The organism is Wolbachia endosymbiont (group A) of Campoletis raptor (assembly GCF_964026755.1).
GTDB lineage: Bacteria > Pseudomonadota > Alphaproteobacteria > Rickettsiales > Anaplasmataceae > Wolbachia > Wolbachia pipientis.
Genome location: NZ_OZ034695.1, coordinates 1033663 through 1047071, shown reverse-complemented (window position 1 = coordinate 1047071; position 13409 = coordinate 1033663). Strand labels below are relative to the sequence as shown.

The 13409-nt window shown below is 36.3% G+C and carries 11 protein-coding genes, 1 tRNA gene and 3 pseudogenes; 10 read left to right on the top strand and 5 right to left on the bottom strand.

What is annotated here, in order from left to right; translation table 11 throughout:
- Position 1: 1 nt before the first annotated feature.
- The 4 genes and pseudogenes from dnaJ to AAGD74_RS05290 form a co-directional block, all read right to left on the bottom strand.
- Positions 2-1120: a molecular chaperone DnaJ gene (gene dnaJ / locus AAGD74_RS05305; protein WP_012673045.1), complete on the bottom strand. Its 1119-nt coding sequence runs from the start codon at positions 1118-1120 to the stop codon at positions 2-4.
- A gap of 82 nt (positions 1121-1202) precedes the next feature.
- Positions 1203-1280 (bottom strand) — tRNA-Arg (locus AAGD74_RS05300).
- A 63-nt stretch (positions 1281-1343) separates the two neighbouring features.
- Complete coding sequence (locus AAGD74_RS05295; RefSeq protein ID WP_338482697.1) at positions 1344-2291, bottom strand: hypothetical protein; 948 nt, start codon at positions 2289-2291, stop codon at positions 1344-1346.
- A gap of 222 nt (positions 2292-2513) precedes the next feature.
- Positions 2514-2792: pseudogene (locus tag AAGD74_RS05290) on the bottom strand (hypothetical protein); the annotation flags it as partial.
- Between AAGD74_RS05290 and AAGD74_RS05285 the strand changes: the two are divergent.
- Positions 2784-3194, top strand: a pseudogene (locus AAGD74_RS05285) (IS4 family transposase); the annotation flags it as partial. The pseudogenes AAGD74_RS05290 and AAGD74_RS05285 overlap by 9 nt on opposite strands.
- Positions 3195-3201: 7 nt before the next feature.
- On the opposite strand, the pseudogene AAGD74_RS05280 reads toward AAGD74_RS05285, so the two are convergent.
- Positions 3202-3745, bottom strand: a pseudogene (locus tag AAGD74_RS05280) (DUF6444 domain-containing protein); the annotation flags it as partial.
- Between the two features lie 466 nt (positions 3746-4211).
- Here AAGD74_RS05280 and AAGD74_RS05275 point away from each other — a divergent pair.
- The 9 genes from AAGD74_RS05275 (at position 4212) to leuS (ending at position 13286) form a co-directional block, all read left to right on the top strand.
- Positions 4212-4853, top strand: coding sequence for a protocatechuate 3,4-dioxygenase (locus AAGD74_RS05275; protein ID WP_006279956.1), 642 nt, complete (start codon positions 4212-4214; stop codon positions 4851-4853).
- Between the two features lie 96 nt (positions 4854-4949).
- On the top strand, positions 4950-6452 hold the full coding sequence (locus AAGD74_RS05270) for a leucyl aminopeptidase (RefSeq protein ID WP_338482802.1): 1503 nt from the start codon (positions 4950-4952) through the stop codon (positions 6450-6452).
- 533 nt (positions 6453-6985) lie between these two features.
- A complete protein-coding gene (locus tag AAGD74_RS05265; protein WP_007548762.1) occupies positions 6986-7315 on the top strand; it encodes a transposase in 330 nt (109 codons plus the stop codon).
- Complete coding sequence (locus tag AAGD74_RS05260) at positions 7299-7934, top strand: transposase (RefSeq protein WP_341810591.1); 636 nt, start codon at positions 7299-7301, stop codon at positions 7932-7934. The genes AAGD74_RS05265 and AAGD74_RS05260 overlap by 17 nt, the downstream gene beginning before the upstream one ends.
- Positions 7935-8235: 301 nt before the next feature.
- Positions 8236-9423: an MFS transporter gene (locus AAGD74_RS05255; RefSeq protein ID WP_341810590.1), complete on the top strand. Its 1188-nt coding sequence runs from the start codon at positions 8236-8238 to the stop codon at positions 9421-9423.
- Positions 9424-9483: 60 nt separating this feature from the next.
- Positions 9484-9789 carry an integration host factor subunit alpha gene (locus tag AAGD74_RS05250; protein WP_006279881.1) on the top strand — a complete coding sequence of 102 codons (306 nt, stop codon included), beginning with the start codon at positions 9484-9486 and terminating at the stop codon, positions 9787-9789.
- Positions 9789-10115: a MerR family transcriptional regulator gene (locus AAGD74_RS05245; protein ID WP_006279880.1), complete on the top strand. Its 327-nt coding sequence runs from the start codon at positions 9789-9791 to the stop codon at positions 10113-10115. Before AAGD74_RS05250 ends, AAGD74_RS05245 begins: the two co-directional genes overlap by 1 nt.
- A 45-nt stretch (positions 10116-10160) precedes the next feature.
- The gene (locus tag AAGD74_RS05240) at positions 10161-10757 is read left to right on the top strand and encodes a murein hydrolase activator EnvC family protein (protein ID WP_006279879.1); all 597 of its coding nucleotides are present in this window, start codon (positions 10161-10163) and stop codon (positions 10755-10757) included.
- A gap of 12 nt (positions 10758-10769) precedes the next feature.
- The gene (gene leuS, locus AAGD74_RS05235) at positions 10770-13286 is read left to right on the top strand and encodes a leucine--tRNA ligase (protein ID WP_077188483.1); all 2517 of its coding nucleotides are present in this window, start codon (positions 10770-10772) and stop codon (positions 13284-13286) included.
- The last annotated feature ends 123 nt before the right edge of the window (positions 13287-13409 follow it).

The following is a 13409-nucleotide window of genomic DNA, read 5'->3' as shown; positions in this document are numbered from 1 at the left end:
CTTATTTTTTTTTTACTTTACTAAAAAACCCTTCAGATTGCTGTTGTACACTTGCATTTTCCTCTTCTTCAAGCGCTTTTAATAGTTCAATTTGCTTTTTAGTTAAATTTTTTGGATTTAAAGTCTCAACTATTACCTGTACGTATAAATCACCACGAGCATGTGAGTTCATATATGGCATACCCTTTTCCCTACAACGTAGTTTGGTACCAGTTTGAGTGCCTTCAGGGACCTTTACTTTTATTTTAGCTCCATCAATTGATTGAATATCGATTTCACCACCAAGCACTGCTAGTGTCATTCTTATAGGCACTTTACAGTGTAAATCTGCTTTATTTCTAGCAAAGATTTTATGGAAAATTATTTTCACGTATACGTATAAATCTCCACTTTTTCCACCTTTTGTTCCAGCTTCTCCTTTACCACTTATCCTTACCTTAGCTCCTTCTTCTATGCCTTTTGGAATTGAAACGGATATATTTACTTCATCTCTTCTACGTCCACTTCCACCACATTTCTTACATTTGTTTTGTATTATTTCTCCTTCCCCATAGCATGTAGTACATGTTCTTTCGATGGTAAAAAAGCCTTGTTGAGTTCTAATCCTACCGCTTCCCTGGCATGTGTGGCACTGAACTGGTTTAATTGCTCCTTCGCCACCTGTGCCTTGGCATGTATCACATTTTACATTTGTCACATAATGTATAGGCGCTTGTATTCCTTTAAATGCATCTTCTAAGGTAATTTCAAGATCATAACGTAGGTCTGCTCCAGATACTCCTGTTGTACTTCTTTTTGCTCTCGATCTACTTGCACCACCACCGAATCCTCCACCAAAGAAGTCATTGAATATGTCGCTAAAATCTCCTGCAGAGCTAAAGCCTTGAAATCCACCAGAAGCACCTTCGTGGCCATAACGGTCATAGCCTGCCCTTTTCTCAGAGTCAGACAGAACTTCATATGCAGCTGTTACTTCTTTAAATTTTTCCTCTGCTTCTTGATTGCCAGGATTTCTATCAGGATGATATTTTAATGCTAATTTTTTATACGCTTTTTTTATCTCATCAATACTGGCATTTCTGCCTACTTCCAGCAGATCATAGTAGTCTTTTTTGCTCATATATAATAGTTTAGTGCTTAACCCTTAAAGATAGGTATTACATATATTAATTTCAAGTATGACTTCTGTTTCCTATAAAATGTGGTGCACCCTGAGCGACTTGAACGCCCGACCTTTTGATCCGTAGTCAAATGCTCTAATCCAACTGAGCTAAGGGTGCTTTCACAAAGTTAACTTTAGCAGGTTTTGTAGCTTGATTCAATTAATTTGGCTAAAAATAAAACTATTCATTTCTATCATACGTGAACCCCTCACAATTCTCAGACTGCCGTTTCGCATTAGGATTATCAAATTCACTACAAGGAGGAGCAGTTGGAGTAGTATTAGGATCTTGAGAAAAGTAAGGAGGTGGTGCATCATAACGAGAAGGATCTCCATAACCATGCCCTTGTCTAAGACAGCTATCTACCGCTCCTTTAGCTTTCTCGATATTTTCTGATTCTTCCTCATGCTTCATATGAAAAGCTAAACCACCAGCAAAACATACGAGAGAATTAACGCCAAGGATAGCTAAACCCCACACTGGTAAGACTGGGTAAACAGCACAAGCTACCAAAGCTGCCAAAGAAATAACGCCAACCGCAAATTCTATATTTCTGAACGTTTTAAATTTACTATCCAGGTAATCTATTTTTTCTTCTTTTCTAGCCACTTTTCTGCTGCTGTTATACCAAAAACACATACCAGCATGGAAAGCAACACACACAACTGCAGCTACTATACCCAAAGCTAATAGCTTTCTACTGTCTTCTGATTCTTTTTTATTCTCTTTTCTCCCTTGATGAGTGGTATTACCATTGTTAATATTCGTTATATTATTAACCGTAGTGTGACCACGTCCACCGAATAAAGAATCCATCCAGCATTGTAATAGCAAATAATCCCAAAAGTCTAAACCTCTATTGTGTACATGTATATGTGTAATCTGAGAGCCTGTAGGTTGTGCGTTATTCCCTGCGTTATATTGATCATTTCTGCTTCCTGTATCGTGCCTATTGCTTGAATTTGGATGTGTAAATTTTTCATACGCATTTTTAAAATTCTCCTCACTCCAATTTGTGGTATTTTGCGTATTACAAAATTGTAAAAACTCTTTAACATCACTGTTACTACCAGATTTCTTTATATAGGCTAACGCATACCTTTTTAAAACACTATCACTTGCTACCATAAATACCCTCTTAAGTTAAGATTAAATTAATAAATACTTACTTACTTATTATAACAAGATAACATCTACTTGTCAACTTGAGCCTGATTCAAATATCCGTTCAGAGTGTGGCAGAAGAACTTATTCAAATAAAGTAGGTGGTAAAATATAAACATTTTATAAAGTGAAAAATGGACTTTTCAGACCACTGCCGAGCTAAAAAAGCCCTAAAAACCGTGATACTTAGGCCACTTCTTGCTTAAGCTGTACAATTTCAGCTTGAGAAAGGCCAGTGGATTCAGCTATTAAATTAACAGATACACCAGCTTTAAGTAAATTTTTTGCAACTTCGATTTTTCCTTTCTCTATACCTTCCTCAAGTTTGTATTCAAGAATGGCTTCTTCCTTACGTAGATCCATTATTCTTTCTTCATATGCTACTAAATCTTTTTCATTCCAGCTAAACCTGTCTAATTCATCGTAGGCTAACTTTATTATTGGTGCTTTTTCTGCTATTGCCTTAGATGGAAAATAGAGATATTACATAAAATTTTAAATTCGGTCTCAAAGTTGAAGAATGTAGGCTTGGAATAGCAGAAAGACTAATGAGATATCTAACAGTTGTGAGTATTATTGCTTGGAGGATCTTCTTTATTACATCAATTGCAAGAACTAACCCAACATTACCATGTACTACTTTATTAGCTGAAGAAGAATGGAAAGTTTTATACGTTAAAATACACAGAAAACCATGTCCAAGTGTAGTTCCCAACATAAAAGAAGCTGTTTCATGAACTTGGAGGCCATTTAGCAAGAAAAAATGACCCAAAACCAGGACCAATTACTCTTTGGAAAGGATATAAACGTCTCTTTGATTTAGCAGAAGGATGGCGACTTGCTCACGAACCTCATATTTGTGGGTAATAGTAAGATTTGATATGCTGCCAACACTTATGTTCAAATTAAAAATGTCATTTATGATACTAGCCACTTCACGCTTTGAGTTTTTGTAAAATCCGCTGAGTGCTGCAATTATAGACTTAACCCTTGGACCAAATGTATCTGGCGTAACACCTTCTGGTAACTTGCTACTTTTTCTTTTTCTGCATCTCCAACAACGACCATGTTCCAATTACTACATAAGGCCTAATTTCCGGAAGATCAACTTTTTGGTGAACATAAGGTTTTTCGCATATTACAAGCTCTCCTCCGCATTCGCAAATATTAGGCAACTCTATTTTTACTACTTTATCCGCTTCCATTGTGGCATGAAAATTTCCTTTATGCCCAACCTGATCGCCAACATTCCTTTCGCTTTTTGGCTTGTCCTTTTTTATTTTGTATAGCTCTTTTGAGCTGGGCAGGGATGAGTTTTTTGAATTTAAACCGAGCCTTTCCTTTAATTCAGCGTTCTCTATCTTTAAAGCTTTATTTTCTGCTTTTAAGTTTTCTATCTCTGCTTTCAGTTTTTCTATTTTTTGCTGTAAATTTTTGCAAAGTTCTCAAAGGTTTACCACATTACCTCACTTTTGCTCTATGATTATCTTTATTATCTTGCTTTGTCTACCTTATTCTACCACTCCGCTGAACGGATACAATTTACTAAACAGAAAAAAAGGCAAAAGAAACCCTAGGGTAGCTAGTTATTCACTATCCATTTTTTAAGTTGGCGTTTTTTAATGTTTTAAATAGCGCGTTTCAGCTTGTGTAGGTAAAAACCTAGAAATATTGTGAAGACATAAGGTGCACATAGTGCAAAAAATTAAAAATAAGACGCCAACTACGTTGTTTTCTTGCTGTTTAATCTGCACAGATGAATATAACTGAATACCTTCAGTTTCATGATAAGGGGGCTGGCGAAGGGTGTCAAGCAAGTTTTTTCGTTTCTATTTCCAATAAAAGTTTGTTATATGGTTATGCAAGAAGTCTATTATAAATGAAATGAATGTGAAAAATATCTTATTAGCGTTTTTAGTACAAATGGTATTCAGTTTGCCGCTATTTGCAGCTGATCCTGTTTTGCTCAACTGCATTGAAACTCCAGAAATATATGACCTTGATGCAAGGCCAAAAAATTTTAGCTCTTCAAACAATTTAAGAAGGAAACCTGGTTCTCCAAATAGTGCAACAGGAGAATTAATACACATAGTGGGTAGAATTACTGATATAAACTGTTTACCAATACAAAATGCTGTAGTTTCTATATGGCACGCGAATTCACGCGGCGTGAACCATTACGATAAGAATATAGAGGATGATCCGAATTTTGCTGGATCAGGAAGGTTTGTAGTGAATAATCTTGGCTATTATAATTTTATTACGATAGCACCTGGTAAAATTGGTGATAGAGCTCCACATATCAACTTTCTAGTTCAACATCCGGATTTTCCGGAATTCACAACGCAAATGTTTTTTGCTGACCATAATTGCGATAATTGCGCTGATCCTGTTCTTGAAGATTTTGTTAGTAATGGGCTTGCAAGCCTTCTCATAACACCATTTACTTACAGTGATCAGGTCATAAAAACCTATACGTTTAACATTACCTTGGGCGGATATAATAAGTTCTCTAATAAAAGATAAAAAACCTTGCATGTAAGGGAGTCCATAGTAAACTTAAGTGTTATTGTACTTAGGATGTATATGAAAAATATCTTACTGATGTTTTTGCTATGTTTTATGTACAGTTTACAATTATTTGCAACGGAGATACCAGCAATGAAAATAACAATTTCTAAAATTTCGCCCGATTTTAAAACAATAGTAATGGGTTTATTTGAAGACAACGAAACCGTAAATGATGGCGGAGTTTTGCAAGGAAAACAGGTCATAGATAATATAAAGCAATTTAGCGATTTCAATGGAAGTTTTGGTGAATTTTTCTCTACTGCTTTGCCAGAAGAAAAAAATGTTATAGTTGTTGGACTGGGTAAGAAGGATGAATGGAATGAAAATAAAGAATTAAATATTGGTGGTAAAATATATTGTGAGCTAAGTAGATTAAAAATTAAAAAAGCAGCGGTTTTAATCGAAGGTAGTGCAGCAAATGTTGCATATGGTGCGTTTCTGCGTAGTTTTGAGTTTGATAAGTATAAAACTAAAAAGGATGAGAAAATTACAGAGGTAGAGGAGATTACCGTATTAGTAAAAGATGAACAATTAAGTAATGCTGAAAGATCATTTGAGCACTTAAGGCAAGAAGGTGAGAGTATATTCCTTGCGCGCTCTTTTATAACAGAGCCTCCTAACATTCTATATCCAGAATCCTATGCTGATCATATAAAAAAAGAACTTACTAAGCTTGGCCTTGAAATCGAGGTGCTTGATAAAAAGCAGATGGAAGAGAAAAAAATGGGAGCCTTGCTTGGAGTTGCACAAGGAAGTAGTAAAGAACCAAAATTAGTAGTGATAAAATGGAATGGGGCTTCTAAAGAACAAAAGCCTATAGCTTTTGTTGGTAAAGGTATAACGTTTGACACTGGTGGAGTATCACTCAAACCTTCACGTGGTATGGAGTCGATGAAATATGACATGGCAGGCTCTGCTACTGTGGTTGGGGTGATGCATGCTTTAGCAGGACGAAAAGCAAAAGTAAATGCAATTGGCGTGGTCGCACTTGCAGAAAATGCAGTGGGTGGTAATGCTCAAAGACCAAGTGATGTAGTAACTTCAATGTCTGGACAAACAATAGAAGTGTTGAACACCGATGCAGAAGGAAGGCTCATACTTGCAGATGCTTTATGGTATACGCAAGATAGATTCTCACCAAAATTTATGATTGATCTTGCAACTTTAACTGGTGCTATAGTGGTTGCACTTGGAAATAACGAATATGCTGGTCTTTTTTCAAATAATGATGAATTAGCAAACCGTCTGATTGATGCAGGAAATGAAGTAAATGAGAAGTTATGGCGTTTTCCTATGAATGAAACTTATGACAAAATTATTGATTCACCGATTGCTGATGTTCAAAACATCGCTCCTGCAGGCTCTGGTGGAGATAGCATAATGGCTGCACAGTTTTTACAGCGTTTTGTGAATGAAACTTGCTGGGCACATTTAGATATCGCAGGCACTGCTTGGCACGAGAAAGGTACTGACATTTGTCCAAGAGGAGCAGTAGGTTTTGGTGTAAGGTTACTTAATAAGTTGGTTGAGAAGTACTACGAAGCCAATGATTAAAGGTCTTTATACTGGATTTATGGCTTAGCTACATGAACGTTTATTTTCGAGGCGCAGCAAATGAAAGTAGCTGATACATATTTCTTTTTTTCTGGATTCCAGTGTCAGCTACTTTCATGACACCCTGACAACCGTCATCCCGCTACTTGTTAGCGGCTGAGATACCGCGAATGAATCGCGGTATGACGGTTCGTGGCGGCGTGACGATAAGCTCGTCATCCCGCTGCTTGTTAGCGGGATCTAGAGATACCGCGGCGGTATGACGTAGGACTGCTGTCATCCCAGTGCTCCTTTTTTTGTCACCCAAGTAGCCTCCTATGGTGTCATCCCAGTGCCCAGACACTGGGATCCAGTTGAGCTATTTCAACAAAAATACTGCATTTTGAGATGAACGTTTATTTTCACCAGATTATTTACAAGTATAACAATTAAAGTCTGGATTCCAGTGGGCTTTGTTGCATAGCAACTGAAAAATCTGGTGGCTACTGACAAAATTCATTATAAAATAGCCATTTAACCTTGAAAGAAAAAATATGCCACAAAAAATGAGGGTCAGTAACCATAGCGAATATAACAAATTTCTAGAAAAAAGAGGAAATATTTTTCATTATATCAACGAAGCCATAGAAAAGTGGTACGAGAATGGTCCAAAAATACCAGGTGGCAACAATATTTATAGCGATAAAGTTGTAATTTTGGTGCACATAATAACTTGTTTATTTAGAATAGGCCTGAGGCAAACAGTTGGGTTTATAGCAGGATACCTTGAGCAAATTGGGAAAAATTTGCAAGTTATCAGCTATTCACAATCATCAAGAAGGTTTAAGAAACTCAATATTAAGATCAATGATTGCAGAAAATAATATGGAAGATATCGAAATTGCTATAGACAGTACAGGAATTAGTATATACAACAACACTTCTGGTCATAGCAAAGAAAATAGCGAAGATAGAAAGTATCGCAGCTATGAACAGACAAGAAAATTGCATGTAATGTTGAATACAAACAGCAAAAAAGCCATAGCTGTAAAATACAGTAACGGTGTCTACTCTGATCACTATGGAGCTTGTGATTTGCTAAAAGAAGTCGATTTTCAGTATGTCATAAAAGTACTATATGCAGATAGGGCATATGACAGAGAAAAGCTCTATAAGCTGTGTAATCAATATGGTATAAAAACGAAAATTCCTCCGAAAAACAACGCAGCAGAGCATCCAAAATTGGATTATATGCTTGATAGAAATGCCGCTATTCAGTTAATGAAATTACATGGTGAGAATGGTATAAAAAGATGGAAAGAAGAAGTAAATTACGGAAAAAGATCGTATATTGAAGGATTTTTCTCAAGGTTGAAGCGAATATTTGGGTTTAGTTTTAGGAGCAAATCTGAAATTAATCGTGAGAAGGAACTGCTACTCAAGTGTTATTTGCTTAACAAATTTACTGAAATAGGCATGGCTAAGTTTGAGATAGCTTCATGAATTTATTGTACGTTACCTACTATCCGAAGAGCGATGCAACAAAGCCATTCCAGTGTCAAGCACTGGAATGACACCGTCTTGGATGGAAACCAGTGTTGGCTACTCGGATGACATCATAGGGGCGCTAGGATGACACCCTGACAATCGTCATCCCGCTGCTTGTTAGCGGCTAAGAGATACCGCGGCGGCATGACGTAGGGAAACCGTTTTTTGGGTTAGCTATAACAGTAGTCAGGAAACAATAGCTTAAAAAGAGACTTAGTGTTAAATTTCTAATAGATTACTTATAAAAATAAATCTTATGGAAAGCAGAGCTAAGGCTTGGTTCATTTGGCTGATTAGTAACTTGGTTGTTATATTCAGCAACATGCAGATAATTTATACCTTTATAAGTGTAAATCTCGAAAAGGAACTTGGACTTACAATCGCGCAAGTTGCACTGGCTAATTCAGTATATACTTGGACTTTCGCCATCTTACAATTTTTTAGTGGAGCAACGTTTAATGTTTTTTCCAGTAAAAAAATTTATTTTTTCTCGTTATCAACTATGATCTTGGGGTTTTTTGTCCTTATTAATAGTGACAATTTCTCCCATTTGATTTTGTCTCAAGTGTTGATTGCAACTGGAGCATCATTTGGTTTTATTGGTGCTGCTCACACAAGTAGCATATGTTTTTCCGCTGCCCAATTTGGACTAATGTTTTCACTAGTGCAGACAATTTCAAGCCTTTCTGCTTTGGTAATTCAAATACTGTTCTCTAACTTGCTTGCCGAAGATGCATATTGGAAAAATCTGATTGTATGCATAATACTATTTGGTGTGTTGATATTTGTACTTACGCTTTTTTGTCCAAACACACTTCCGGAAAGCAGCTCAGAAAAGCGCACAATAAAAAGCTCTATGAAGACAGTAATGTGCTCTATATTAACAGTGCTAAAATTAAGAGATATCTGGATAACTTCAGTGGTGGGTGCTATTACTTTTGGAACATTTTTAGCACTTAATACCTTGTGGGCTCCAAGGTTACTGGGCAACTCAGAACTCAATGCAATGGAGTCAGGTATAGCAACTGCAATACTATGGCTTGGTCTTGCAGTTGGTGCTCCAATTGCAGATCGAATCTCAAACTTATTTAAAAATAGGAAACATGTAATTTCTGCTTTTGCTTTATTGCAAGGCGTCTCAATTATTATTTTACTATACAGCCATTTAACAGTCCACGTTGCGTACTTTTGTATGTTAATGTTCGGGTTTTTTGCGGGAGGACATATGCTTAATTTTACTGTCGGCAGCGAGATTGTGAAACGAAAATACATCAGCACATCATCATCCATTATCAATGGATTTATGTTTATTGGCAGTGGAGTTATAGTGTCAATGTTAGCACTTTTTACAGATCATAAAATGGCACTTTTTGCAATATTTGCGATATTGATAGTTGCCGGTATTTTAAATTATGCAACAAAAGAGACATACTCTAAAAAATAAAGTAGCTGAATCTCGAGTCGATTGCTATATTATATTTACGTATTGTAATATTTATCAATAATGGATCACGTTACAACAAAAGACACAACAGTAACTAAGGCAACGATAGCTGGAGATATAAACCAAGAAATAGGATTATCAAAGGAAGACTCTGTTTCGATAATAGATGATATATTGGACGAAATAAAGACAAGCTTGGTAAAGGATGGAATAGTAAAAATATCGTCATTTGGAACATTCTTGGTTAAGAAAAAGAAGGAAAGACCAGGAAATATACCAAATACATCGGAGAAAGTGATGATTCAGGCAAGAAATTCAGTTTCTTTTAGGCCTTCAAAAATTATAAAAAAATCAATCAATAATTAATGAACAAGGAAAAATTATTTTATACGATTGGGGAAGTAGCTGAAGAGCTACATTTGGAACAGCATGTTTTGAGATTTTGGGAAGGTCAATTTCATCAAATTAAGCCTACAAAGCGTAAAGGAAGAAGGCTATATGATCGCAAGTGTATAGAGGCCATAAAGAAAGTAAAATACATGCTATATGATAAAGGATATACAATAAAAGGAGTGCAAAAAGAATTTGGTAATGATATAAAAGTCACAAAGAATTTGTTGCAAGAACTCACCGATTTGAGGGACTATTTAACTAGTAAAATAAATAACGAGGAAAGTAACAAGCAGGCGTGAAACACTACGTCTCGCTAAAATTTTGGAGTTTTGTGAGAGTTTAAAATGTGGCATATAGCCTCATTTCTTATGTTATTAGCAATATTAATAGGCTGTGGCCTGCAAAAACCTGCACCTGTGCTGCTTAAAGGCGAAGAATTTTACGGAAAAAGAGATCTGGAATATACAAGAGAGTACCATTTAATTAGGGAGCCTTCAGTGCAAAAAGAAAGTAGAAAAGCCATCATAAATAGGATATACAAAGATAACAATAATACACAAAATGTGGGGGTAAATTGTAAATTTGTAATGCCAGTTAAAGGTTCAGCTACCTCTTCTGATGAAATGTGTAAGGATGGCATAAAAATTGCTGCTCAAAATGGAACGAACGTAGTTTCCTCTGCACCAGGCAAAGTGATATATGTAGGCAAAGGGCTGAGATGGTATGGGAATTTAATTATAGTGGAACACAAAGATAATTACATGACTGTGTACTCCTATTTAAAAAACATACATGTTGAAATTGGCGATAAAGTAAAGCAAGGTCAAGTAATTGGATCTGCAGGTAAATCAAGCACACAAGATAAAGATCCACAGATGTGTTTCACAATACGACATAATGGCCAAGCGGTTGATCCTTTGATGCATATGAACTGTAATTGAATTTGGATTTATATGAAATATGATTTTAAAAGTGTTGAAAAATTTTATCAAGATAAATGGGATTTTTCTGTAAGCAAGAGTGGTAAACAAGAAAAGTGTTACGTGTTGGAAATGTTTCCATATCCATCTGGTAAAATTCATATGGGACACTTACGTAACTATGCAATAGGGGATGTGATAGCGCGTTACAAGAGAGCTAATGGATTTGAGGTTTTGCATCCAATTGGCTGGGATGCGTTTGGATTACCAGCTGAGAATGCAGCAAGGGATAACAATATTAGCCCCGAAACATGGACAAAAGAGAATATAGATAATATGCGTACACAGTTGAAATCTATAGGTCTTTCTTATAATTGGGAGCGTGAACTCTCCACATGTGAGCCTGATTATTACAAACACGAACAAAAATTTTTCCTGGATTTTTTAAAGCATGGGCTTGCCTATCGAAAAGAATCATGGGTTAACTGGGATCCAGTGGACCAAACAGTGCTTGCAAATGAACAGGTGGTTGATGGAAAAGGATGGCGATCAGGTGCAGTTGTTGAAAAACGTAAGTTGTCCCAATGGTTTTTAAAGATTACTGATTTCGCTGAAGATTTACTCAAGTGCCTGCAAAGTTTGAAAAATTGGCCAGAAAAAGTCAAAACAATGCAGGAGCGTTGGATAGGAAAATCTGAAGGAGCAACTATAGAGTTTGAAGTAGTTGGCCTGAATAAGAAATTAAAAGTTTTTACAACTTATCCTCATACTTTGTTTGGGGCTTCTTTTTGTGCAGTGGCAGCAGAGCATCCTATTGTGCAGGATTTAAAGAATGGTTCTTCTGTTGTCATCCCAGTGCTTGACACTGGGATCCAGGAAATAAAATCGAAAAGAGAGAACGATGAAAAAATAGGAGTTTACACCGGATTAAACGTCAAACATCCATTTCTTGATAAGGAATTGCCGCTTTACATAGCGAATTTTGTGTTGATGGAATATGGGGAAGGCGCGATTTTTGGTTGCCCTGCACATGATCAGCGTGACTTTGAATTTGCACAGAAATATAATTTGCCGATAATTCCCGTTATTTCTTCAGCCCACTTAGGTGTCATTCCAGCGCGTGACCAGAATTCTTACAATGGATCCCAGTGTCAAGCTACTCAGATGACAAAGGAGGCGTATACTGGAGACGGGACAATGTTTAACTCCGAATTCTTAAACGGATTAATGGTTAGTGAAGCAAAGGAAGCCATAGTTAAAAAATTTGAAGAAAAAAAAATAGGCAAAAAAACAATAAACTATCGTTTGCACGATTGGGGAGTTTCAAGGCAGCGTTATTGGGGATGCCCTATACCTATCATATATTGCAAAGATTGCGGAACTGTTCCAGTGCCAGAAAAAGACCTTCCTGTAGTTCTACCAATAGATGTAGAATTTACAAGTGGTGGCAATCCGCTGGATAAGCACCCAACTTGGAAATTTGTTGATTGTCCAAAGTGCGGAAAGCAAGCAGAGCGTGAAACTGATACATTCGACACCTTTTTTGAATCTTCCTGGTATTTTGCTGCATTCTGTAGTGAAGATAAATCAATAGACAAAGATGCATGTAATCGTTTTATGCCTGTTGATTATTATATAGGTGGGATAGAACATGCAATTCTGCATTTGCTTTATTCAAGATTTTTCTGCCGTGCTTTAACCAAATGTGGCTATTTTGATATTAAAGAGCCTTTCTCTACTTTAATCACTCAAGGAATGGTCTGCCATGCAACTTATAAAGACGAAAATGGTAAGTGGCTATTTCCCGCAGAAGCAAAAGAGTTGATTGCACAAGGAGCTAAGGTTCAAGTTGGAAAAGTCGAGAAAATGAGCAAATCGAAAAAGAACACAGTTGATCCAAATTTTATCATAGAAAAGTATGGTGCTGATACTGCCCGCTTGTTTGTGTTGTCCGACACTCCTCCGGAGAAAGATATGGAATGGTCCGATGATGGCGTGGAAGGTTGTTCTCGTTATGTAAATAAATTGTGGCGTATGGTCATGCAGCTAAGACCTGTAAATATACACTATGATAATGAAAATGTTACGGGTGGACTTCTAGAGTACAGAAAAAAAATTCATAAACTCTTACACGGACTTACAGATGACTTGGAAAACTGCAGATTAAACTGTGTAGTGGCAAAATTTCGTGAGATGACGAATTTAATAGCTGAAATAGACGTAAAAACTGGAAAATCTCTTATTGATGAAGGTATATGTATATTAATCAGAGTAATCGAACCATTCATACCACATCTAGCTGAAAGCCTATGGCAAGAAATAGGAGGTCAACCTTGGCCAAAAGCTGATGAATCATTATTAGTTGACGATACGGTAACTATAGCAGTGCAAATCAATGGAAAATTACGTACAACAATCAAGGTGGCAATTAACTTACCTCAAGAAGAATTGAAGAAAATAGCGATAGACTCTGTGTCCAGTAAGATCGATCAAAGCAAAGTTCGCACTGTATATGCTGTACCAAATAAGATAGTAAATATAGTTATATAAAAGACCTGAGTAGTACGTTTTATATAATCTGATTTTATGGCTATACTTTTTTTGACATGTAGTTATATCTTTTTTAATATAAAGGATATATACTTATGCATTATATATTTTTTTGTATGAGGA